The organism is Solimonas aquatica (assembly GCF_900111015.1).
Lineage (GTDB): Bacteria > Pseudomonadota > Gammaproteobacteria > Nevskiales > Nevskiaceae > Solimonas > Solimonas aquatica.
Genome location: NZ_FOFS01000004.1, coordinates 131,873 through 154,754, shown reverse-complemented (window position 1 = coordinate 154,754; position 22,882 = coordinate 131,873). Strand labels below are relative to the sequence as shown.

At 67.7% G+C, this 22,882-nt stretch carries 20 protein-coding genes and 2 tRNA genes; 14 read left to right on the top strand and 8 right to left on the bottom strand.

Annotation, left to right across the window (positions count from 1 at the left end; translation table 11 throughout):
- Position 1: 1 nt before the first annotated feature.
- From BMY12_RS06305 to BMY12_RS06290, 4 genes are all read right to left on the bottom strand, one after another.
- Positions 2-76, bottom strand: a tRNA-Gln gene (locus BMY12_RS06305).
- 82 nt (positions 77-158) lie between these two features.
- Positions 159-1,040: a 4-(cytidine 5'-diphospho)-2-C-methyl-D-erythritol kinase gene (gene ispE, locus BMY12_RS06300; protein WP_093283550.1), complete on the bottom strand. Its 882-nt coding sequence runs from the start codon at positions 1,038-1,040 to the stop codon at positions 159-161.
- 31 nt (positions 1,041-1,071) lie between these two features.
- Positions 1,072-1,704: a lipoprotein insertase outer membrane protein LolB gene (lolB, locus tag BMY12_RS06295; RefSeq protein WP_093283547.1), complete on the bottom strand. Its 633-nt coding sequence runs from the start codon at positions 1,702-1,704 to the stop codon at positions 1,072-1,074.
- Positions 1,701-3,386, bottom strand: a complete 1,686-nt coding sequence (locus BMY12_RS06290; protein ID WP_093283545.1) for a tetratricopeptide repeat protein — start codon at positions 3,384-3,386, stop codon at positions 1,701-1,703. Before BMY12_RS06290 ends, lolB begins: the two co-directional genes overlap by 4 nt.
- Positions 3,387-3,558: 172 nt before the next feature.
- Here BMY12_RS06290 and hemA point away from each other — a divergent pair, with 172 nt between their 5' ends.
- The 5 genes from hemA to BMY12_RS06265 all read left to right on the top strand — a co-directional run bounded on the left by hemA (position 3,559) and on the right by BMY12_RS06265 (position 7,859).
- Positions 3,559-4,821 (top strand): glutamyl-tRNA reductase, encoded by a 1,263-nt coding sequence (hemA, locus tag BMY12_RS06285; protein ID WP_093283542.1) that lies wholly within the window; start codon positions 3,559-3,561, stop codon positions 4,819-4,821.
- A 77-nt stretch (positions 4,822-4,898) separates the two neighbouring features.
- Positions 4,899-5,981: a peptide chain release factor 1 gene (gene prfA / locus BMY12_RS06280; protein WP_093283540.1), complete on the top strand. Its 1,083-nt coding sequence runs from the start codon at positions 4,899-4,901 to the stop codon at positions 5,979-5,981.
- A complete protein-coding gene (prmC, locus tag BMY12_RS06275; RefSeq protein WP_218140107.1) occupies positions 5,978-6,799 on the top strand; it encodes a peptide chain release factor N(5)-glutamine methyltransferase in 822 nt (273 codons plus the stop codon). Before prfA ends, prmC begins: the two co-directional genes overlap by 4 nt.
- The gene (locus BMY12_RS06270) at positions 6,796-7,527 is read left to right on the top strand and encodes a HesA/MoeB/ThiF family protein (protein ID WP_093283537.1); all 732 of its coding nucleotides are present in this window, start codon (positions 6,796-6,798) and stop codon (positions 7,525-7,527) included. The genes prmC and BMY12_RS06270 overlap by 4 nt, the downstream gene beginning before the upstream one ends.
- A complete protein-coding gene (locus BMY12_RS06265; protein ID WP_093283535.1) occupies positions 7,524-7,859 on the top strand; it encodes a hypothetical protein in 336 nt (111 codons plus the stop codon). Before BMY12_RS06270 ends, BMY12_RS06265 begins: the two co-directional genes overlap by 4 nt.
- Before the next feature lie 10 nt (positions 7,860-7,869).
- On the opposite strand, the gene BMY12_RS06260 is transcribed toward BMY12_RS06265, so the two are convergent.
- Positions 7,870-10,332 (bottom strand): adenylate/guanylate cyclase domain-containing protein, encoded by a 2,463-nt coding sequence (locus BMY12_RS06260; RefSeq protein WP_093283532.1) that lies wholly within the window; start codon positions 10,330-10,332, stop codon positions 7,870-7,872.
- A gap of 69 nt (positions 10,333-10,401) precedes the next feature.
- On the opposite strand from BMY12_RS06260, the gene BMY12_RS06255 reads away from it, so the two are divergent.
- The gene (locus BMY12_RS06255; RefSeq protein ID WP_093283530.1) at positions 10,402-13,347 is read left to right on the top strand and encodes a toll/interleukin-1 receptor domain-containing protein; all 2,946 of its coding nucleotides are present in this window, start codon (positions 10,402-10,404) and stop codon (positions 13,345-13,347) included.
- A gap of 99 nt (positions 13,348-13,446) precedes the next feature.
- On the opposite strand, the gene BMY12_RS20235 is transcribed toward BMY12_RS06255, so the two are convergent.
- Entirely contained in the window at positions 13,447-13,776 is a 330-nt protein-coding gene (locus BMY12_RS20235; RefSeq protein ID WP_177188874.1) for a hypothetical protein, read from the bottom strand.
- Positions 13,777-13,951: 175 nt separating this feature from the next.
- Between BMY12_RS20235 and BMY12_RS06245 the strand changes: the two genes are divergently transcribed.
- A tRNA-Pro gene (locus tag BMY12_RS06245) sits at positions 13,952-14,028 on the top strand.
- A gap of 52 nt (positions 14,029-14,080) precedes the next feature.
- On the opposite strand, the gene BMY12_RS06240 is transcribed toward BMY12_RS06245, so the two are convergent.
- Positions 14,081-15,049: a polyprenyl synthetase family protein gene (locus BMY12_RS06240; RefSeq protein ID WP_093283525.1), complete on the bottom strand. Its 969-nt coding sequence runs from the start codon at positions 15,047-15,049 to the stop codon at positions 14,081-14,083.
- A gap of 210 nt (positions 15,050-15,259) precedes the next feature.
- Between BMY12_RS06240 and rplU the strand changes: the two genes are divergently transcribed.
- The 5 genes from rplU to BMY12_RS06215 all read left to right on the top strand — a co-directional run bounded on the left by rplU (position 15,260) and on the right by BMY12_RS06215 (position 19,787).
- Positions 15,260-15,571 carry a 50S ribosomal protein L21 gene (gene rplU, locus BMY12_RS06235; protein ID WP_093283522.1) on the top strand — a complete coding sequence of 104 codons (312 nt, stop codon included), beginning with the start codon at positions 15,260-15,262 and terminating at the stop codon, positions 15,569-15,571.
- A 19-nt stretch (positions 15,572-15,590) separates the two neighbouring features.
- Positions 15,591-15,848 (top strand): 50S ribosomal protein L27, encoded by a 258-nt coding sequence (rpmA, locus tag BMY12_RS06230; RefSeq protein WP_093283519.1) that lies wholly within the window; start codon positions 15,591-15,593, stop codon positions 15,846-15,848.
- A gap of 128 nt (positions 15,849-15,976) precedes the next feature.
- On the top strand, positions 15,977-17,161 hold the full coding sequence (gene cgtA / locus BMY12_RS06225; protein ID WP_093283517.1) for an Obg family GTPase CgtA: 1,185 nt from the start codon (positions 15,977-15,979) through the stop codon (positions 17,159-17,161).
- An 8-nt stretch (positions 17,162-17,169) separates the two neighbouring features.
- Positions 17,170-18,303, top strand: coding sequence for a glutamate 5-kinase (proB, locus tag BMY12_RS06220; protein ID WP_093283514.1), 1,134 nt, complete (start codon positions 17,170-17,172; stop codon positions 18,301-18,303).
- 182 nt (positions 18,304-18,485) lie between these two features.
- A complete protein-coding gene (locus tag BMY12_RS06215; protein WP_093283512.1) occupies positions 18,486-19,787 on the top strand; it encodes a patatin-like phospholipase family protein in 1,302 nt (433 codons plus the stop codon).
- A gap of 61 nt (positions 19,788-19,848) precedes the next feature.
- On the opposite strand, the gene rpsT is transcribed toward BMY12_RS06215, so the two are convergent.
- Complete coding sequence (gene rpsT / locus BMY12_RS06210) at positions 19,849-20,112, bottom strand: 30S ribosomal protein S20 (protein ID WP_093283509.1); 264 nt, start codon at positions 20,110-20,112, stop codon at positions 19,849-19,851.
- Positions 20,113-20,260: 148 nt separating this feature from the next.
- On the opposite strand from rpsT, the gene murJ reads away from it, so the two are divergent.
- Complete coding sequence (gene murJ / locus BMY12_RS06205) at positions 20,261-21,805, top strand: murein biosynthesis integral membrane protein MurJ (RefSeq protein ID WP_093283507.1); 1,545 nt, start codon at positions 20,261-20,263, stop codon at positions 21,803-21,805.
- Positions 21,806-21,814: 9 nt separating this feature from the next.
- Positions 21,815-22,774 carry a bifunctional riboflavin kinase/FAD synthetase gene (locus BMY12_RS06200; protein WP_093283504.1) on the top strand — a complete coding sequence of 320 codons (960 nt, stop codon included), beginning with the start codon at positions 21,815-21,817 and terminating at the stop codon, positions 22,772-22,774.
- Positions 22,775-22,882: the final 108 nt, after the last annotated feature.

Genomic DNA, 22,882 nt, shown 5'->3' with positions numbered 1-22,882 from the left:
ATGGCTGGGGCGGATGGACTCGAACCACCGAATGGCGGGATCAAAACCCGCTGCCTTACCACTTGGCGACGCCCCAGTAGCGCCCTGACGAATCAGGGGGCGCGCATTATATCGGAAGCTTTTTCGCCGCCGCGACGCCCGCCGGACCTTTTGCGCTGTCAGGAACGGTCAATGACTTCCAGCAGCGGCGAGCGATTGCAGCCGCGCGCCACGATGCTGTGCCAGCTGCGCGGCACCTGGCGCGCGATGCGATGCGCCGCCGCCTCGTTGGCAAAGGCTGCGAACACCGAGGCGCCGGTGCCGGACATGCGCGCGGGGGCATGCTGGTTCAGCCAGCTCAGCGCTTCGCCCACCAGGGGATAGCGCGCCAGCGTCACCGGCGTGCAGTCGTTGTCGCAGCGCCCCGCCAGGTAATCGGCCAGCTGCACGCGCGGATGATCGCGGCGCAGCTCGGGCGCGCCGAAGATTTCCGCGGTGGATACCTGCACCGGCGGGGTGAGGATCAGATACCAGGGCTGCTCGATGTCCACCGGCGTCAGCCGCTCGCCCAGGCTTTCCGCCCAGGCCGCCTGACCGCGCACGAACACCGGCACATCGGCGCCCAGCTGCAGGCCCAGTTCCGCCAGCTCGTGCAGCGGGAAGCCCAGGTTCCACAGGCGATTGAGCGCCACCAGCGTGGTGGCCGCGTCGCTGGAGCCGCCGCCCAGGCCGCCGCCCACCGGAATCTGCTTGCGCAGATGAATCTCCGCGCCCAGGGGCACGCCGGAAGCCTGCCGCAGCAGCCGCGCCGCGCGCAGAATCAGATTGTCTTCGCCGGCGAGATCGGCCGGCGCGCCGCTGAGCTTGAGCTCCTGATCACCGCGCGGCGTGATGTGCAGGCTGTCGCCCACATCGACGAACTGGAACAGGGTCTGCAGCTCGTGGTAGCCGTTGGCACGGCGTCCGGTGACATGCAAAAACAGATTGAGTTTGGCCGGCGCGGGCCAGGGGAATCCCCTGGACAGCGGGCTCGACAGCACAACGGGTCGGGCTTCTAGCATCGCGTTTGGCTTGATCAGGGACGAGGGCCCATCAATGGCCGTCGGCGGGCGCGGATTTTAGAACGTCCTGCCAGCGGTCGATCAACAATTTGACGCGCAGCTGGGTGTTACTGGCTTCCAGCCGCCGCGGCAAGGCCAGGCCATCGACCTCAGTGTACTCGTTATAGGAGAGGGTCCAGCCCTGCTGCTGCAGTATCGCCAGGCGTCCCTGCGCATCGAGCTGGGTCTGTGCCGGCGCATCCGGTGCCGGCAGGCCCAGCGCCCACCAGCGCAGACCGCGCAGCGGCAGACTCCAGCCGGCGTGCGCCTGCAGCCAGGCTTCCGGATCGTCGCTGAGTTCCTCGCCCTGCGCGCTGCGGATCAGCACGCGCTGCGCGGTGCCGGACAGTGCGGTGGCGCCGCTGCCCAGAGGACCGGCGATGCGCACCTCGAAGTGGCCATCGGCGTATTGCTGCCAGTGCAGATCGGCTTTCACGCCCAGGCTGTTGGCGGCGCGACCGTCGAGCGTGAAGGCGCTGATGCCCGACAGCGCATCGCGATGCGCCAGCCAGGCGGCGCGCGCGCCGGCGTCTTCACCGGGCGCCGAGGGCTGCGGCGCAAGACTGGCGCAGCCGCCCAGGCCCAGGCCGAGGGCCAGCGCCGCCGCGCGCAGCAGTGGCTTCATCGCTGCAGGCGCTGCATGGTTTCCTTGAGCACGGGGTGATCCGGGCTGCCGCGCAGCGCCTGATTCCAGATTTCGCGTGCCTGATCCTTGCTGCCCAGGCTCCACAAGACCTCACCCAGATGTGCGGCAACTTCCGGGTCGGGGAAGCTGGCAAACGCGCGCTGCAGAAAATCGCGGGCCTGCCTGGCGTTGCCGCGCTTGTATTCCACCCAGCCCATGCTGTCCATGATCGCAGCATCGTCCGGATCGAGCTTGAGCGCCTGCGCGATCAGCTTCTGTGCCTCGTCGTAGCGCTTGGTGTGCACGGCGAGCATGTAGCCCAGGGCGTTGAGCGAGCGCACGTTGTCGGGATCGGCGGCGATCACCGCGCGCAAATCCTTTTCCGCCTCGGTGATCTTGTCCAGGCGTTCGTAGACCAGCGAGCGGCCGTAGAGCAGGTCCAGATTCTCGGGATTGTCATCGATGCCCTCGTTGAACACCTGCAGGGCTTCGTCGCTGCGGTTGCTGTTCACCAGCAGCTCGCCCTCGGCGATGGTGAAGCGGGCCGAGAGCTGCGGATAGCGCGCGCGCAGATCGCGCAGCAGCGCGCGTGCCTCATCGATGCGGCCCAGCTGTGCCAGCAGCGAAGCCTTGCGCACCGCCGCCTCGAAGCCCTGCGTGCCGCTGGTGGCGCGGTCGTAATAATCCAGGGCCGCCTGCGGCTGATTCTGCAGCTCCGCCGCGCGGCCCAGCTGCAGCGCCGCGTCCTGGCCGCGCTCGCCGTCGAGCATCGGCTTCAGGGTCTTCTCGGCATAGGCGTAGTCGTGATCGCTGATGGCCATCACCGCCAGGGCAAACTGTGCGTCCTGGTTCTTGGGCGAGTGTTCGAGAATCTTCTTGAGCTGCGCGCGCGCGGGTTCGCGCTGCGTCGATTCGAGCAGCAGCTTGGCGTAGGCCAGACGCAGATCATCGCTCTGCGCATCCTGGCGGCTCATCTCTTCGACCAGGGCATCGGCCTGCGTGATCTGCTGCTGCTTCACCAGCACGCCGACACGCAGCAGCTTCTCGTCCTTGGACTTGGGCGCCAGCAGCAGCGCCTGTTTCGAAGCCTGATCGGCGAGGTCCAGCTGGCCGAAGCGCAGGGCCAGCAGCGCCATGGCGTGTGCGGCGCTCACCGACTTGGGATATTGCGCGACCAGGTTCTGCATCACCTGCAGCGCGGTGCTCGCATTGCTGGCGCCGCCGCGGCCGAGAATGCTGGCCACCAGCTTGAAGGCATCGTCCACGCCGCCGGCATGGCCTTCGATGATGGCCTTGGCCTGCGCCTGGGTTTCCTCGCTGTCATTGTTCAGCAGCGAGACCTGCGCAATCACCTCGCGCGGGTCCATGGCCGTGGGCTCGATGGCCAGCCAGCGGCGCGCCGCCTGCAGGGCCAGATCCTGGTCGCCGCCCTGAATCGCCAGGGCTGTGGCGCGGCGCGCCAGATCGGCGCTGTCGACGATCTCCAGCGCCTGCAGGAATTCCTGGGCCGCCAGCGCCGGCTGCTTGCGCCCGGCCGCCATCTCGCCGGCCACCACATGAAACTGCGCCTCGGCCTCGCGCTCCAGCTGCTCCGGGCTGCGCTGCGTTGCCGCGGCCAGCGCGCCGCCACCCGGCAGCAGCAGACAGGAGCCGAGAACGAGGGCAAGGACAGGCAGGCGCATTGGCGAATCCGAAAAGAGACTTGGCTTTGAGACCGTATGGTACTCGCACAGTTCAGCCGCCGGGCGCCGCGCCGCCGCCGTCCGGAGTGCCAAAAGTGCCCCACGGCAATCCCTTAGCTGCGGTTCGCTGCGCCGACACGTAAAATGCCGGCATCGATCCGCCCGGACAGCCATGGCCTTATTCACCTTGGGTCTCAGCCATCACCGTGCGCCTGTGGAGGCGCGCGAGCGGCTGGCTTTTGCCGAGATCGAGCTGCCCGAAGCCTTGCACCGCCTGCGCGCGCTGCCCGGTATCGACGAAGCCGCCATCATTTCCACCTGCAACCGCACCGAGATCATGGCGGTGACGGCGCTGGAGGAGGAGGCGCGGCTGCTGGAATGGTGGCGGCGCGAACGGCAGGCGCCGGACGGCTACCTGGAGAAATTCCTCTACACGCACCGCGATCTGGGCAGCGTGACGCACAGCCTGCGCGTGGCCTGCGGTCTGGACTCCATGGTGCTGGGCGAGCCGCAGATTCTCGGTCAGATGAAGCAGTCCTTCGCGGTGGCCAGCGAGCAGCACACCTTGGGGCCGGTGCTCTCGCGCCTGTTCCAGCATGCGTTCTCGGTGGCCAAGCTGGTGCGCTCGCAGACCGAGGTCGGCGCGCATCCGGTGAGCGTGGCTTATGCCGCGCTGCAGATGGCGCGGCGCATCTTCGCCAGCCTGGAAGGGCAGACCGCGCTGCTGATCGGCGCCGGCGAGATGGTGCAGCTGGTGGCGCGGCATCTGCAGCAGCATGGCGTGGGGCGCATCATCATCGCCAACCGCAGCCTGGAGCGCGGCGAGCGCCTGGCGCGCGAGGTGCACGGTTATGCGATCAGCCTCGATGACATTCCCGGCTATCTGGGCGATGCCGATCTGGTGATCTCCTGCACCGCCGCCCAGCATCTGGTGCTTAAGCGCGAGGCCATGGCTGCCGCCATCGGCACGCGCCGGCGCAAGCCGGTGTTTCTGATCGACCTCGCGGTGCCGCGCGACATCGACCCGAAGATCGCCGAGCTCAAGGATATCTACCTCTACACCATCGACGATCTGCGCGCGGTGATCGCCGAGAATCTGAAGCTGCGTGAAGAGGCCGCGCGCCAGGCCGAGGTGCTGATCAGCGACCAGGCGCTGGCATTCGCGCGCTGGCTGGAAAGCCGCGATGCCGGCGGCACCATCCAGGAGATCCGCGCCCGTGCCCGCGCCAGCCGCGACGAGGTGCTGGACAAGGCGCGGCGCAAGCTCGCCGCCGGCGACTCGGTCGATGAGGTGATGAGTTTCATCGCCGACACGCTCAGCAACAAGATTCTGCACGGCCCTTCGCGCGTGCTGCGCCGCGCCGATGCGGTGGAGCAGTCGCTGCTGCTCAACGCCGCGCGTAAGCTTTTCGAACTGCCCGACGACCAGGCTTAGCGGCGCTCAAGCGCGCCGGATCGCAGCGCCTGCGATCCACTCCGTGGTCCGTCCTTCGTCATTGCCTTTGGTTCCTCATGAAAGCCAGCCTGCTCGCCAAACTCGATCAGATGTACGAACGCCGCGAGGAACTCGCGCGCGAACTGGGCGATGCGCAGGTGATCGCCGATGCCGACAAGTTCCGCCGCTACTCGCAGGAATACGCGCAGCTGGGGCCACTGGCCGACACCTATGGCGCGTACCAGCAGGCGCAGCGCAATCTTGCCGATCTGGGCCTGATGCGCGAGGACAGCGATGCCGAGCTGCGCGCCATGGCGCAGGCCGAGTATCCGCAGGCGCAGGCCGAAATCGAGCGCCTGGAGAGCGCGCTGCAGGCCTATCTGGTGCCGCGTGATCCGCTCGACAACAACAATGTCTTCCTGGAAATCCGCGCCGGCACCGGCGGCGACGAGGCCGCGATCTTCGCCGGCGATCTGTTCCGCATGTATTCCAAGTACGCCGAAAGTCGCGGCTGGCAGGTGGAGTTGCTCTCCGCCAATCCCGGCGAGCACGGCGGCTTCAAGGAAGTGATCTCGCGCCTGATCGGCTTTGGCGCCTACTCGCAGCTCAAGTACGAGTCCGGCGCGCACCGCGTGCAGCGCGTGCCGGAGACCGAGGCGCAGGGCCGCATCCACACTTCGGCGGCGACGGTGGCGGTGCTGCCGGAAGTGGAGGAGACGCAGATGCAGATCAATCCGGCCGATCTGAAGTTCGACACCTTCCGCTCCAGCGGCGCCGGCGGCCAGCACGTCAACAAGACCGAATCGGCGATCCGTGTCACGCACATTCCCACCGGCGTGGTGGTGGAGTGCCAGGAAGAGCGCTCGCAGCACAAGAACCGCGCCAAGGCCATGGCCCTGCTCTCGGCGCGTCTGCTCGATGCCGAGCGCGAGAAGAACGCCAGCGCCCGCGCCGCGCAGCGCAAGAAGCTGGTCGGTTCGGGTGATCGGTCCGAGCGCATCCGCACCTACAACTTCCCGCAGGGCCGCGTCACCGACCATCGCATCAATCTCACGCTCTATCAGCTGGAGCGCGTGATGCAGGGCGATCTGGATCCGGTGATCCAGCCGCTGCTGGCCGAAGCACAGGCCGAGGCCCTGGCCGAACTGGGCGAGGCGTGAAGCGCCAGGACCTGTTGAATGAGGCCGGTGCGCGGCTCGCCGCGCACAGCGACAGCGCGCGCCTGGATGCGGAGCTGCTGCTGGCGCATGCCCTGCAATGTTCGCGCACGCAGCTCTGGCTGCGTGCCGAGGATGTGGTCGACGCGGGCACGCAGCAGCGTTTTGCGGCGCTGCTGGCACGCCGGCTCGCCGGCGAGCCGGTGGCCTACCTGCTCGGCACGCAGGGCTTCTGGAGCCTGGAACTGCAGGTCACGCCGGCGGTGCTGGTGCCGCGTCCGGAAACCGAGCTGCTGGTGGAATGGGCCTTGAGCGTTGGTCCCGCGCAGGAGGCGCAGGTCGTTGATCTGGGCACCGGCAGCGGCGCCCTGGCGCTGGCCCTGGCGCGTGAACGGCCGCGCTGGCGCGTACACGCCAGCGATGTTTCACCGGCAGCGCTGGCGGTGGCGCAGGCCAATGCCCAGCACCTGGGCCTGGCGGTGGCGTTTCGCGAAGGCAGCTGGTGGCAGGCGCATGGCGCGCAGCGCTTCGATCTGGCGGTCTGCAATCCGCCCTACATCGCGCGCGAGGATGCGCATCTGCAGGCGCTGCAGCACGAGCCGCTGCTGGCCTTGAGCGATGGCGGCGATGGCCTGGGCGCGCTGCGCGAGGTGATTGCCGGCGCGCATGCGCATCTGCACGCGGGCGCCTGGCTGTTGCTGGAGCACGGTTATGATCAGGGCGCAGCGGTGCGCGGGCTGCTCGCCGCCGCGGGCTTCACCGACATTCACACGCGCCGCGATCTGGAACAGCGCGAGCGCGCCACCGGAGGCAGGGCATGAGCGAGCTGGCGCGCTACAGCCGGCAGATCGTGTTGCGCGAGCTGGGCGTCAACGGCCAGCAGCTCTTGCGTGACTCCACGGTGCTGTTGATCGGCCTCGGCGGCCTGGGCAGCATCGCCGCAGCGTATCTGGCCGGCGCCGGCATCGGCCGTCTGCTGCTGTCGGACCGCGACCGTGTCGACACCAGCAATCTGCAGCGTCAGGTGCTGTACCGGCAGAGCGATGTCGGCCGGCTCAAGAGCGAGGCGGCGGCGGCGCAGCTGCGCGCGCTCAATGCCGGCATCGAGATCGAGGCCCTGGATGCGCAAGCCGGCCTGGCTGCCGTGGCGCAGGCCGATGTGGTGCTGGACTGCACCGATAATTTTCCGGCGCGACGCGCCATCAACGCCGCCTGTGTGCGCGCGCGCAAGCCGCTGGTGTCGGGCGCGGCGATCCGCTTCGAGGGCCAGCTGGCGCTGTTCGATGTCGCCGCCGGCAGCGCCTGTTATGACTGCCTGTATCCGGATACCGGCGAGCAGGCCGAAACCTGCGAGGAGGCCGGCATCCTCGGACCCGTGGTGGGCACGGTGGGCGCGCTGCAGGCGCTGCTGGCGCTCAAGTATCTGCTGGGGCTGCGCGAGGATCTGAACGCGCTGCAGGTCTGGGATGCGCGGCAGATGCAGTGGCGGCGCTTTACCATGAGCATCGATCCGGCCTGCGCGGTCTGCGGGCAAACGAGACTGACATGAAACAAGACGTACTGGTGATGCCGCGCAATCTCGCGATCCGCCTGCTGCACGAGGCGCAGATCGCGCAGCCCGAAGCGATCCGGGGGCTGGTGACTGCCCGCGGTGAGGAGCCTTGCGCCTACGTGCCCGGCGCGCAGCTGCCGGCACAGGCAGAGCTGTGGGCGGTGCTGTGGTCGCAGCCGCTGGCGCCGGCGGTGCCCGAGGCCGCGCAGCTGCGCGAGGGCGAGCTGAGTCTGGTGATCTCGCTCAACACCAAGGGCGTGCTGGAAATGCGTGCCTGGCGTCTGCGCGACGGGCAGGTGCAGGAACAGGTGCTGAAGATTCGCGACTGAGCGTCTGCGCTCAGCGCGCGCGCAGCGCGAACAGGCGATAAGCACCGTAGTGCTTGGCCAGCTCCACCTCGCCGGCGTATTCCAGGATGTAGCGCTGCGGTGATTCGAAGCTCAGCCGCGCCGCAAAGTTTTCCGTGACGTAAATGCTGCCGGGCGGTGCCACCGGTTCGATGCGCGCGGCAAACGCCAGCTGCGTGCCGAAGTGCGCGGGCAGGTGCTCCACCTCGTCATAGCCGGAGAACACGGGGGCGTAATGCGCGGCCACGCGCAGCTCCAGATCGCCGAGCATGCCGTCATGGCGCAGGCGGTGTTTCTCCATGAACGCCTGCACCTCGACGGCGATCAGCGCCGCGCTGCTGGCATCGTCGGTGACCACGTGCAGGGCATCGCCCCAGGTCTTGCGCACGCGCACGGTCTGGCCGTGGCGGTCGAGCAGCCGCGCCAGGCCGCCGATCACCTCGCGGTAATAACGCGGATACAGGCTGTCCTGCAGGCGTGCGAAGCCGGAGAAGTCGGCGAAGATCAGGCCGGCCATGCGCCGCTGGCTGGAGCTGGGTTTGACCGTGGGCAGACCGGCCAGCGCGTAGGCGCGCGCCGCTTCACGCGCGGGCTCGGCCACCAGTTCGCTGCGCAGGCAGCGCGGACCGTCTTCATTCCAGCTCAGCTCCAGCAGCCGCCACTGCATCGCGGTGCGCGCCGCCGTGAGCACCGACAGCCCCAGGGTCAGCGCCTGCGCCTCGGCGTTCTGCCAGCTCTGTTCGCGCGGCAGAAAGCCGCGTTGCACGATCACGGTCTGTGCCTTGTCCAGCAGGGCCGTCAGGCGTTCCTCGCATTTGTGTGGCGAAGGCTGACGCCAGCGCCGCACCAGTTCCGGCGCCGGCACCGGCAGGGTCAGATACAGGCGCGCCCCCTGTTCGTGCAGGCGCTCGCAGAGCAGCAGATCGCCCGGGGTCTGCAGGCAGAGATTGATGAAGCTGCGCTGCGCGATCAGCTCGCGCAGCGGGGCCGGCCATTGCGTACGCTGCAGGCGGCGCGGCGGACGGCCGTGCTGGCGCAGCAGCACCACCGGCGGCAGCTGCAGCTCGCGCAGCGGCGCGGTGCTCAGTCCCAGCTCCTGACACAGCAGATGCAGCTGCTGCTGGGTGCGGCTGCGGCGCAGGGTGTCCTGTGGCAGCAGGGGATTGGCCTGGCGCAGCGCCAGCGCGCAGGCCTGGGCGTCGCCCAGCAGCAAGAGCGCCTCGGCGCGGGTGGCGTGCTGGTAATAGCGTTCGATCTCATCCGGTGCGCTGCGCACGGCCAGCAGCTCCAGGGTCTGCTCGGCCAGCTTGTGGGCCTGTCGCGCCTGTCCGGCGAGCAGGCGCATGCTGGCGGCATTGATCGCGCTGTAGTAGCCGCCATGGCGCTTGAACGCGGCTTCGTAGGCTTCGGCGGCGCGGGCGAACTGCCGCCAGGAGCGCGGCTGCGCGCGCAGCGCCAGGTCCTTCTCCAGGCGACCGCGCAGCGCCAGCCAGTCCTCGCTGTGCGCTTCCGGCCCCAGGTCCAGCTCGCGGTAATGATTCAGCGCCTGCTGGGTGTTGCCGGTGTTGGCCAGCGCCTGGATCAGCTGATAGTCCAGGCGCACATCCTGCAGACCCTGACGCTGCGCAGCGCGCACGATGTCCAGGCAGGCCAGGGCGTTGCCGCTCTGACTCGCTTCCTGCGTGCGCTGCAGCACGCGCTGCACGGGATCGTCCGGTCCGGCGCGCAGCGCGCCCGCGCTCTCGCTGAGATTCACCACCAGGGTGCGCGGCTGGGCAGCGCAGTGATTGCGATGCAGACGCAGATCGCTGGGGATGCGGCGCCGGTCCTCGCGCCAGCCCAGCACCTCCAGCGAACCGCCGGGCGCGCCGCCACGCTGCGGGCGCACGATGCCGAACAGGAGCTCCGGATGCTGCGCCAGAATCGCCGCCAGGCGCTGGTATTGATGCTGGCGATAGCGGCGTGAACGAAACTGCGCCGGACCGTCGTCCTCGCCGAACAGCGGAATCACCTCGCGTGCCTGGGCCAGCTGCGCCTCCAGCTGGGCCTGCACGCGGCGCCGCGTGATGGCGCTCACATGCAGCTGCTCCTGTTCGCAGCGCAGCTGCCAGTCACTGATCAGATATTCCGCCGGCACCGGCAGGATGGCGATCAGATCGAACTCGATTCCCCGGGCCTGCAGCCAGCGGCTGAGCGTCTCGACGAACAGCAGATCGGCGCCGGGCGCCATGCCGGACAACAGTTGCCAGCGTTGCTTCGTGTCCGCCAGCGGTGGCAGCAGCTGCTCCTCCAGCAGGCGCCGCGCATGCGCCTGTTCGGCATCGCTGATCAGCAGATGGCCGCAGCCGCCCACGCTCAGCCAGTGCCGCGCCTGTTCCTCGGCGCGGCGCAGATAGCGCTGCAGCGCCTGCTGTTCCTGGTTGTCGCCGGCCCTGCTGCCTCGGCTGTTCGGCACCGCATTCCCCCTGCTGCCTGCGTCGAACCATTATGATGGCTTGGCGCGCATCGGGAGACGGGGGGAACGTTGCCGCAGGGTTTCCGCTATTGGGCTTTCATCAGCTATCACCACCGCGACCGTCGCGAGGCGCAGTGGCTGCATCGCTATCTCGAACGTTACCGCGTACCCCGCCATCTGCTGGGCAGGCCGCTGCACGACATCCAGGTGCCGGCGCGCCTGGCGCCGGTATTCCGTGACCGCGACGAGTTGCCCAGCTCCGTGGATCTGGGTGGGGTGGTGCAGCAGGCCCTGCACCAGTCGCGCTATCTGATCGTGCTGTGCTCGCCGGGTGCGGCGCAATCGCGCTGGGTCAATGAGGAAGTGCGCAGCTTCAAGCGCCTGGGCCGCGAGCGCAACATTCTCTGTCTGCGCCTGGATAGCGCCGGCGGGCAGCAAGTGTTTCCCCCGGCGCTGCTGGAGCGTTACGACGAGCAGGGCGAGGTCTGCGGCCGCGCGCCCGAACCCCTGGCGGCAGACCTGAAGGCCGATACCCGGGACGGCGCGGCGCTGAAGCTGATCGCGGGCATGCTCGACATCGGCTACGACGAGCTGCGCCGTCGCGAACGCCGTCGCCGCATCCGCAACCATCTGCTGGCCGGCGCGCTGGGATTGTGTGCGGCCGCGTCCCTGTTCAGCGCCTGGCACTGGCAGCAGGCCGAGAAACAGGAAGCCTTGCGCACGCAGGCCTTGCAAGCGCGCATCGAGATGCTCTACCGCAATGGCCGCGAGGAACTGCTGGCGCACAACGAGGCGCGCGCGGCGGCCTATCTCGGCGAGGCCTATCGCCTGGGTCTGGATACGCCGGCCCTGCGCTTCATGCTGGCGCGCGCCATGGCCGCGGTCGATCCGCAGCAACTGCGCATCCGCACCGGCGTGCCGGTGTGGCTGGCGGACGTGAATGCGGATCTCACGCGCGCCATCGCCATTGGCATCGATGTGCACCTGCGCGGCTATCTGCTGGCCCAGCCCCAGCAGCCGATCTTCGATCTGCCCCTGGGGGATGTGGACAGGTTTTTCGGCGCGTTTGGTTTGGGCGGGCGCGTGTTCTGGCTGGAAAGCCTGGGACGGCAGGGGCACGAAATGCGCCTGTTCGATGCCCGCGACGGCCGGCTGCTGCTGCGCGAGAAGATGAACGATGAGTCGCTGGACGACAGCGACTATGGCGTGTCGCCCAACCCCTTGTCGGACGACGAGCGCGAGGTGGTGCTGCTCGGACCCGATCGCGCGCTGCACTACGGCGCCATTGGCGCCAGCCTGCAGCGACTGGCCGGCGATTACAGCACCGCGCGCTATTGCGGCGGACGCGGCCTGGTCACCGCCGCGCAGGATGGCCGCATCGAGCTGCGTGATCCGCGCCGCGCCGGAGTGCCGGTGCTGCGCCGCTTTCAGGGGCTGCCGGGGCGGGCGGTAGTGCTGGACTGCAGTCGCGACGGCCGGCTGCTGGCCGCAGCGACGCACGACGGTGCGGTGCGGATCTGGGATGTCGACGCGGCCACGCTGCTGATGAGCAGCGGACACAATGCCATCATCAGCGATCTGCACTTCAGTGCGGACGGGCAGCGGCTGATGACCGCGACCCGTGCGCAGGTCAGCATCTGGCAGAGCCGTGGCGGCGCCTTGCTGTATGCCGAGCGCTTCCTGGACCCGGCCGGCAATCCCGCGGTGATGAATCCCGAGGGATCGATGCTGGCGCGGATCGGCGAAGGTCGCTTGTCGGTGGTCGATACCGACAGCGGCGCGTCCTTGTACTCGCTCGATGCGCATCTCGGAGGCGTCAACGCCTTCAACTTTGCGCCCGATGGCCAGCATGCGGTGAGCGGTGGCAATGACGGCACCCTGGTGATCTGGCGTCTGCCGCAAGCCGCGCAGCAGCAGTATCGCGACGGCACGCATCAGGCACCGCCGCTGGCCTTTGCCAGCGACGGCCGATATTTCGTGGGCGGTTCGCAAGGCGGCCTCTACGACGCCCAGGGACGGCGCCAGCCCGGCTTCGGTGCCGGCGCCACACCTGCGCTGCGCGCGGCGCTCTCCAAAGACGGCCGGCAGCTGGCGCTGGCCGACGAGAGCGGCGCCCTGCAGCTGCATTCGCTGCCGGACGACCGCTTGCTGGATCGCTATGCCGGCGTGGCGGCCAAGGTGGTGAATCTGGGCTTCGATCACAGCGGCGCTTATCTGGCGCAAGCGATCAAGGAGGGCGGTATCCGGGTGCTGGAACTGGGCACGCATCGCCAGCGCCATCAGCTGGCAACGGACTTCAGCCGCGCCTTTGCCTTTTCCCCGCGGCAGGCAGAGTTCGCATACGGCAGTGGTGACACCCTCTACCTGCAGCCGACCGCAGCCGATGCCCCGCGCTGGCGGCGCCAGCTGGCGATCGCGCCGGCCACCACCATCAGCGCGGTGGTGTTCAGTGACGACGGCAGCCGGCTGCTGGTGCTCGCCGAGCGGCGCTGGGCGTTCGTGATCGATGTCGCCAGCGGGCGCCTGCTGCAGAGGCTGGATCATCCCGCCGCCGTGCACTTCTCCATGGGAGCGTTCAGTCGCGACGGCGACAAGATCGCCATCGCCGATGCCGGCAAGACGATGCTGCTCTGGCATCTGCCAAGCCGCCGCTATCTCACGCTCAGCGGCCACAATGCCGCCGTGCATACCGTGGCCTTCTCGCCGGACGGCAGTCTGCTGCTGTCGGCGGCGGATGATGGCCGGCTCAGGATCTGGGACAGTCAGGATGGCGAACTGCTGTATTCCTTCAATGCGCATGCCGGCTCCATCCTGCCGTTTGCGGCCGGCTTTGCTCCGGATGGACGGCTGGCCTACACCACCGGCAGCGACGGCGCCACCCGACTCTGGCCGATGAGCGGCGAGACGCGCACGCCGGCGCAGCTGCAACAGCTGCTGCGCTGCAAGATTGCCTGGGTGACGGCGGGACGGGGTTTGCGCGCCCTCGAGCCGGATCCACGCCGCTGCGCGCCTTGAGGTTTTCCGGGGCGTGATGTCCGCGCGGACCCAAATAAAAAAAGGCCGGCACTGCCGGCCTTCGAAGGACGCCTGCGAGGCAGGGACCGCAGCCGCGGCTCAGTTCGGCCTGGGAACGCCGATCCTGCCTCCCTTGCGCACGTTTTTTTTCGTGGTGGCTTTCTTTGCCGGTTTCTTCACCGCTTTCTTCGCCGCTTTGCCGGCTGCCTTTTTCGTCGCCGTCTTGGTGGCTTTCTTGCCGGCCGCCTTGGTCTGGCTCTTTGCGATTTTGCCCATGGTGTCGGGATGACCCTTCTTCAACCCTCGAATCGAGGTGGAATCCACAGCGCTGCGCTGGGCTTCCGTGCCGATGGCATCGCTATGGCGCTGCGGCGGCGAGGCCGTCGCTCGCGGAATTTTCCGGCCGCATGCCTCGCGCTCGCTGTGCACCGGTGCACGTCAGTGCACGCGGTAGTTGCTTCGTCACCGGCTAATTCCTTAGAATCGCGCCCTCGCTGCGGTGGCCCGGTCCGGATCACCAGCAGCGGCAGCGCTGCCGCGACCTGTTCCCGACTGGTCGATCACCGGCAACGACTGACGAGCGTCACTGCTGACGGTGACGCTTCGGGGTGTAGCTCAGCTTGGTAGAGCGCTTGGTTCGGGACCAAGAGGTCGTAGGTTCGAATCCTGTCACCCCGACCAATGCAAAAGGCCGCTCATCGAGCGGCCTTTTTTTGTCTGCGGGTTTTTGCCTTTACGCGGCGCGGTGGGTGTTGAAGTGCGCCAGCGCAATCATCGAGCGGCGATGCGGCGTGTCCGGCAGGCCGTCGAGCGCAGCGATGGCGCGCTCGCTCTGCTGCTGGGCCATGGCCTGCGTATAGGGAATGGCGCCGGTGGCCTTGACGATGGCGACGATTTCATGGAGCTGGCGGGCATCGCCTTCGCGGATCGCCTTGCGGATCAGCTCGCGCTGCGCGGTGCTGCCCTCGCGCATGGCGTGAATCAGCGGCAGGGTCGGCTTGCCCTCGGCCAGATCATTGCCCACCGCCTTGCCGGATTCGGCGCTGTCGGCGGTGTAATCGAGCACATCGTCAATCAGCTGGAAGGCCAGGCCCAGATGGTGGCCATAGGCATGCAGCCTGGCTTGCACGGTCTCGTCCTGTTCGGCGGCGATCGCGCCAAGGCGGCAGCCGGCTTCGAACAGGCGCGCGGTCTTGAGTTCGATGACGCGCAGGTAACGTGCTTCGTCGGTGTCCGGATCGCCGCAGTTGAGCAGCTGCAGCACCTCGCCCTCGGCGATGGCATTGGTGGCATCCGCCATCACCTGCAGCACGCGCATGCGCCCGGACTCGACCATCATCTGGAAGGCGCGCGAGTAGAGGAAGTCGCCGGAGAGCACCGCGCCGGCATTGCCCCAGATCGCATTGGCGGTCTTCAGGCCGCGGCGCAGGCCGGACTCGTCCACCACATCGTCGTGCAGCAGGGTGGAGCTATGGATGAACTCGATCATTGCCGCGTGCAGCACCGGTTCGCTGCTGCTGCAGCCCAGGGCGCGCGCCGCCATCAGCACCAGGGCCGGGCGCAGACGCTTGCCGCCGGCCGATACAATATGAGCGCCGATCTCGTTGATCAGCACGACTTCAGAAGACAGGCGGGCGCGGATGGTGGCGTCCACCTGCTGCATGTCATCGGTGATGACGGAGAGAATGGTTTTGAGGTCCATGAGGGCGGGCGATGCTAGGCGGGAGCGGGGTTGCCCGTCAAACGGCGTGCCAGAGCCGCCGCAGTGTCTCGCGCGATTGTGAAAAATGATTGACCTTTCCGGGGGCTATCCCTAAAATCCGCGCCTCTTTGCCGGTACCTTTCTCAGGTGCCGGGTGTCGGAACCGCCAGGTTCCTGCGCTAAACGATTGAAGCATTGGAGTTACCCGCGATGTACGCCGTTATCAAGACCGGTGGTAAGCAGTACAAGGTCGCCCAGGGCGACACCCTCAAGATCGAGACCCTCGTGGCCGAAGTCGGCAGCACGGTTTCCTTCGACGAAGTGCTGCTGGTCGCCAATGGCGAGCAGGTCACCGTCGGCGCGCCGCTGGTGTCCGGCGGCAGCGTGAAGGCCGAGGTGCTCAGCCACGGTCGCGGCGAGAAGATCCGCATCGTCAAGCACCGCCGCCGCAAGCACTATCACAAGGAACAGGGCCATCGGCAGAACTTCACGGAAGTGAAGGTCACCGAGATCAAGGCTTAAAGCAGCTGGAGTAGACGAAATGGCACATAAAAAGGCAGGCGGCAGTACCCGTAACGGCCGCGACTCGGAATCCAAGCGACTGGGCGTGAAGAAGTTCGGCGGCGAAGAAGTGATCGCCGGCAACATCATCATCCGCCAGCGCGGCACCCAGTATCACGCCGGCGTCGGCGCGGGCCTGGGTCGTGACCACACCATCTTTGCGCTGGTTGACGGCAAGGTGCAGTTCCGCACCCGCGGTCCTGGCAACAAGATGCACGTGGACATTGTCGCGGCCTGAAGCCTCACGGCCTTACGCGATGACAAAAGCCCCGGAAACGGGGCTTTTTTGTGGATTCTGTACATCCTGTACCAGACGGCGCCATCCTTGGCGCCGACTCTCAAAGTAAACGCGACGCGGACCCAGCCATGAAGTTTGTAGACGAAGCGACCATCCGCGTCGAAGGCGGCAAGGGCGGCAACGGCTGCATCAGCTTCCTGCGGCTCAAGTACATGCCCTTCGGCGGCCCTGACGGCGGTGACGGCGGCGAGGGTGGCAGCGTTTATGCCGTGGCGGAGCCCAATCTCAACACGCTCGCCGACTTTCGCTATACGCGCCTGTTCAAGGCGCCGTCCGGCATCAATGGCCAGGGCTCCAACTGCACCGGCGCGGCCGGCGCCGATTTCGATATCCGCGTGCCGCTGGGCACCCGCATCTTCGATGTCGGGACCGAAGAGCTGATCGGTGAGCTGACCCGGCCGGGCCAGCGCGTGAAGGTGGCGCAGGGCGGGCATCGCGGCCTGGGCAATCCGCATTTCAAATCCTCGGTCAACCGCACGCCGTACAAGGCGACCAAGGGCGGCGAGGGCGAGGTGCGCGAGTTACGCCTGGAACTCTCGCTGATGGCCGATGTGGGTTTGCTGGGCATGCCCAATGCCGGCAAGTCCACGCTGCTGGCTTCGCTGTCGGCCGCGCGGCCGAAGATCGCCGACTATCCCTTCACCACGCTCTATCCGCAGCCCGGCGTGGTTTCGCGCGGCGCGGCGCGCTCCTTCGTGATGGTCGATATTCCCGGCCTGATCGAAGGCGCGGCACAGGGCGCGGGCCTGGGCATCCGCTTCCTGAAACATCTGCAGCGCACGCGCCTGATGCTGCATCTGGTCGATGTGCTGCCGCCGGACGGCAGCGACATCGCCGCCAACGTGAAGACCATCAATGCCGAGCTCAAGGCCTTCGGCGCCGAACTCGGCGACAAGGAACAGTGGCTGGTCTTCAACAAGATCGATGTGATGCCCGAGGCCGACTGGCAGAAGTTGGTCAAGGCCGCGCTCAAGAAGCTGCGCTGGAAAGGCCGCTGGTTTGCCATCTCCGCTGCCACGCAGGCCGGCTGCGATGAACTCGCCGAAGCCGCCATGCAGTGGGTGGAGACCCACGCCGCGCCGGTGGTGAGCGAAGCAGTCGAGGACGAACCCGTCGCGGCGCCCAAGCCGGCGCCGCGCAAGCGCGCGCGGCGCAAGGCCGAGGAGCCGGTGCCCAACAAGGATCTGGGCCGCACGGTGACCCGCAGTACCAGCAAGCGTCAGGGCAGCCGCACCAAGCGTCCGCACGATTGAGTCGAGTCATGAGTCAAGCACGCCAGAAACTGAGCGAGACCCGTCGCTGGGTGATCAAGGTCGGCAGCTCCCTGGTTACCGCCAAGGGGCAGGGCCTGGATCACGCCGCCATCGCCGACTGGTGCGCGCAGATCGCGCAGCTGCGCGCGCTGGGCAAGCAGGTGGTGCTGGTGTCCTCCGGTGCGGTCGCCGAGGGCATGGCGCGCCTGGGCATGAAGCAGCGCCCGGCCACCCTGCACGAGCTGCAGGCCACCGCCGCCGTGGGCCAGATGGGTCTGGTGCGCGCTTACGAGGCGGAGTTCAACACCCACGGCATCAAGGCCGCGCAGATTCTGCTCACGCATGAGGATGTGGCTGATCGCGGCCGTTACCTCAATGCGCGCAACACCTTCAACACCCTGCTGGAGCTGGGCGTGGTGCCGGTGGTGAATGAAAACGACACCGTGGCCACCGACGAAATCCGCTTCGGCGACAACGACAATCTCGGCGGGCTCACGGTCAATCTGATCGAGGGCGATGTGCTGGTGCTGCTCACCGATCAGGAAGGGCTGTTCGATGCCGATCCGCGCATCGAGCCGAATGCCAGGCTGGTCAGCGAAGCCGAGCTGTCCGACGCCAAGCTGCAGGGCATGGCCGGCGACAGCAAGGGCGCGCTGGGGCGTGGCGGCATGCGCACCAAGCTCAACGCCGCTTACACTGCGGCGCGTTCCGGCGCGGCCACGGTGATTGCGCACGGCCGCAAGCCCGAGGTGCTGCTGTCGATTGCGCGTGGCGAGGCTGTCGGCAGTCTGCTCAAGCCGGCGCAGGGCGTGATGGCGGCGCGCAAGCGCTGGATCGCGGGACAGATGCAGCTGCGCGGCAGGCTGCATCTCGACGAAGGCGCGGTGCGCGTGCTGCGCGAGCAGGGCCGCAGTCTGCTGCCGGTGGGCGTGAAGCGCCTGGAAGGCGAGTTCCTGCGCGGCGATCTGCTGGCGCTGCTGGCGCCGGACGGCAGCGAGGTGGCGCGCGGCCTGTCCAATTACGATGCCGACGACGCCACCCGCATTCTCGGCGCGCGCGGCGATGAGCTAGCGCAGCGTCTGGGCTATGTCGGCGAGCCCGAGCTGGTGCATCGCGACAACCTGGTACTGAGCCGCGCCTGATTTTTCAGATTGGCGGCATCAGCACGAAAGCCGCATCAGATCAGGCTTTTGGCGTGGTTTTCTGGTAGCGAGTCCGCCGCCAGTCGCAGCCAACACGCCCCACGGGTGGCATTGCCATTGATCGAACTGGCATCGGATTTGCGCCTGGTTCTCTCCAGAACAAGACTTTCGGGAGAGCGGCCATGCCCTCGCAGAATTCCTCAGCCAACGACGCATCTCCTTCAGCGCAAGCCGGACCTGCGCGCGGCGTCGTGCCGGCGGGCATGACCGGCCTGGTGCTCACCGCCGGGGGTGCGCGTGGCGCGTATCAGGCCGGGGTGATGCGGCGCATCAGCGAGATTCCCGCCCTGCGCAAGGGACCATCGCCGTTTCGCATCATCGCCGGTGCTTCGGCCGGCGCCATCAATGGCGCGGCCCTGGCTTGCTACAACGCCTCGTTTCACGAAGGCGCCGAGCGTCTGGCACAGCTCTGGTCACAGCTCACCGTGCGCGATGTGTTCCGCATCGACAGCCTGGCGCTGGCACGCACCGCCACCAAGGCCACGCTCGACATGGCGCTGGGCGGCTTGATTGGCGGCGGGCGCCTGGAAGGTCTGGTCGATACCGCGCCGCTGCGCGCCTTCCTGGGCCGGCATCTGCCCATGGCGCAGATCGGCGAGGCCATCGCGCGCGGCGATCTCTACGCCCTGGCGATCACCGCCGCCGGCTATCACTCCGGCAAGGCCTTCACCTTCATCCAGGGCCAGCCGGGCCATCCGCTGTGGAACAAGAGCCGCCGCGTGGCCCTGGCGGCCACGCTCAAGCTGGAGCATGTGCTGGCCTCCTCGGCGATTCCCATCGTCTTTCCGCCGGTGGCGCTGGCCGCTTCCGGTGCCACGGCTTACTTCGGCGACGGTGCGCTGCGCCTGACCGCGCCGCTGTCGCCGGCGATCCGCCTGGGCGCCGAGCGCATCTTCGCCATCGGTGTGCGCTGCCAGGAATCCGCCGACAGCCTGCTGCGCTCGGAACTGTCCAGCGCGCCCGATCTGGTGGCGCAGCTCAAGCGCCCGCCGCTGTCACAGATCTGCGGCGTGTTCCTGAACGCGGTGTTTCTCGATCACCTGGACGCCGATCTGGATCACTTGAAGCGCATGAACGATCTGGTGGCGCATTACCACCAGGCGCTCAGCGCCGCGCAGGCCAGCGGCGGCGGCAGCACGCTGAAGGAACCGATGCGGGTGGTGGAACCGCTGGTGATCTCGCCCTCGGCCGATATCGCCATCATCGCCAAGACCCTGGCGCACCGCATGCCGCGCACCATCCGCTACGTGATGGACGGGCTCGGCACGCCGGATGCGCAGAGCGCGGATCTGACCAGCTATCTGCTGTTCGACAAGGCCTTCACCAGCGAGCTGATCCAGCTGGGCTATCGCGATGCGGCGCAGCGCATCGATCAGATCGAGGACTTTCTCTGTGCACCGCAGCCGGCGCGGCGGCTGGCCTGAAAAACCGCAGGCAAGAAAAAAGCGGGCTGCAGGAGCCCGCTTTTTGACCGCTTGAGAAGAATCAGGCCAGGGCCTTGATCTTCGCCGCCAGACGCGACTTGTGGCGCGCGGCCTTGTTCTTGTGGATCTGGCCCTTGTCGGCGTAGCGGTCCACCACCGGCACCATTTCCGCATAGGCGGTCTGGGCGGCGTTCTTGTCCTTGGCATCGATGGCCTTCACGACCTTCTTGATGTAGGTACGGATCATCGAACGCTGCGCGACGTTGCGGGCGCGGCGCTTCTCGGACTGACGGGCGCGCTTTTTTGCGCTGGCAATGTTGGCCAAGGGACAGCTCCTGAATACGGATTGGGTCTTTTAAGGGGCGCGCAGTATGGTCAGGCCCCGGCGCCTTGTCAACCGCATTTGCCTGGGCTCAAGCGGCTGAAAAGCTATGGGTTTCGAGACCAGGGCGAACCGCTACACTGCGCGCCCTATGTCCAGATCCCTGTTGCGCGCCTCCGGTGTGGTCGGCGCCATGACCCTGCTCTCGCGCCTGCTCGGTTTCGTGCGCGAAATCATGCTGGCGGCGGCCTTCGGCGCCGGCGGCGGCATGGACGCGTTTCTGATCGCGCTGATGATTCCCAACTTCGGCCGCCGCATGTTCGCCGAAGGCGCCTTCTCGCAGGCTTTCGTGCCGGTGTTCACTGAAACCAAGACCCTGCAGCCGCATGAGGAAGCGCGCGCGCTGCTGGCGCGGGTGATGGGCACTCTCGGCGCGGTGCTGAGCCTGATCACGGTGCTGGGCTGTGTCGGTGCACCGCTGCTGGTCTGGCTGTTCGCCTCGGGTTTTCACAGCGATCCGGACAAGGCCGGTCTGGCGGCGGAACTGCTGCGCTGGACTTTTCCGTATCTGATGTTCATCTCGCTGACCTCGATGGCCGGCGGCGTGCTCAATGCCTACGGGCGCTTCGCGGTGCCGGCGTTCACGCCGGTGATTCTGAATCTCTGCCTGATTGCCTCGGCGTTCATCGATTCCGGTTCGGTGCAGGCCCTGGCCTGGGCGGTGTTTGCCGCCGGCATCCTGCAGTTCGCCTTTCAGCTGCCGACCATGGCCGGCCTGGATCTGCTGCCGCTGCCGCGCTGGGGTTGGCGCGATGAGCGCGTGCGCCGGATCATCGGCCTGATGCTGCCGGTGATGGTGGGTTCCTCGGTGGCGCAGCTGAGCCTGCTGCTCAACACCAATCTCTCCACCCATCTGGGCGATGGTCCGGTGAGCTGGCTGTATTACGCCAACCGCCTGATGGAGTTTCCCCTGGGGATTTTCAGCATCGCCATCGGCACCGCGATTCTGCCCGCGCTCTCGGCCCAGCACGCGCGCGGCGACGCCGGCCAGTTCGCCGGCACCCTGGACTGGAGCCTGCGCAGCATGCTGGTGATCGGCCTGCCGGCGGCGCTGGGCATGCTGGTGCTGGCCGGGCCGCTGGTGGCCACGGTCTACGGTCACGGCCGCTTCGGCGAGGACGATGTGCGCATGACCGCCTATGCGCTCTGGGCCTACGGTCTGGGCTTCATGGGCTTTTCCCTGATCAAGGTGCTCACCCCGGCTTTCTACGCACGGCAGAACACCCGCCAGCCGGTGCGTTATGCGGTGATCGGCCTGATCGTGGGCATGAGCGCGAGCCTCGCGCTGTTTGCCGCCGCCCGGCTCTGGCAGCTGCCGGCCGCGCATGTGGGCCTGGCGCTGTCCACCTCGCTGACCGCCTGGGTCAATGCCCTGCTGCTGCTCTGGCGTCTGCGTCGCGACGGCATCTACCAGGCCGGCGCCGGCTGGGGCGCGTTTGCCCTGCGCCTGCTGCTGGCCAATGTGCTGATGGCGGCGGTGGTGCTGTATCTGGCCGGGCCGCTGCACTGGTGGCTGACAGCCGGCGCCTGGGCGCGCGGCGGTCGTGTGCTGCTGGTGATCGCGGCCGCAGCGCTGGTGTACTTCGGCGTGCTGGCGGCCAGCGGCATGCGCCTGCAGCACTTCCGTCGCCGCTAGAATTTGCACATGGAATTCACCCGTGGCCTCTTCAACCTGCCTGCCGGACACGGCGGCTGCGCGCTGACCATCGGCAATTTCGATGGCCTGCATCGCGGCCATCAGGCCCTGATCGCCGGTGCGCGGCGCCGGGCCGATCAGCTGCGTCTGCCGCTGCTGGCGCTGTGCTTCGAACCCACGCCGCGCGAGTACTTCGAGCCCGAGCGCGCGCCGCCACGCATCGCCACCCTGCGCACCAAGCTCGCGGACTTCTCCCGCTATGGTGTGGACCGCGTGGTGATCCAGCGCTTCGACATGGGCTTTGCCAGGCAGAGCCCCGAGGAATTCATCGCCGAGGTGCTGCTGCGGCAGCTCAAGGTGCGGGCGCTGGTGGTGGGCGAGGACTTCTCCTTCGGCCGTCGCCGCGAAGGCAAGCTGCAGCATCTGCTCGCCGCCGGGCAGCAGCACGGTTTTGCGGTGGAAGGCGTGCCCAGCGTGCTGGTCAGCGGAGAACGTTGCAGCTCCACCGCCGTGCGCGCGGCGCTGGCGCAGCCTGATCTGCCGCGCGCCGCCGAACTGCTGGGCCGGCCGTATCGCCTGCTGGGCAAGGTGGTGCGCGGCCTGCAGCTGGGCCGCACCCTGGACATGCCCACCGCCAACATCAATCTGCGCCGCCGTCCGGCGCTGCGCCTGGGCGTGTACGCGGTGCGCGCGCGCCTGGATGGCGAGACGCAGGCGCGCCTGGGCGTGGCTTCCATCGGCGTGCGTCCGACCCTGGGCATCGCCCGCTGCCTGCTGGAGACGCATCTGTTCGACTCGCCGGGCGATATATACGGCCGGCATCTGGACGTGGAGTTCGCGCACTTCCTGCGTCCCGAAGAGCGCTTCGAGAGCCTGGATGCACTCAAGGCGCAGATGCATCGCGACAAGGCCGATGCCTTGGCCTTTTTGTCGGCAGCGCCGGATAATGCCGGTTTAGTTCAGCCATGAGGCCTTGTGTCTCTTCGCTGGCACCCCCTCACCCCAGCCCTCTCCCCCGACGTGTCGGGGGAGAGGGAGTCCGGGGCGCCACCCGCTTTACAGTTTCAAGCCCACCGT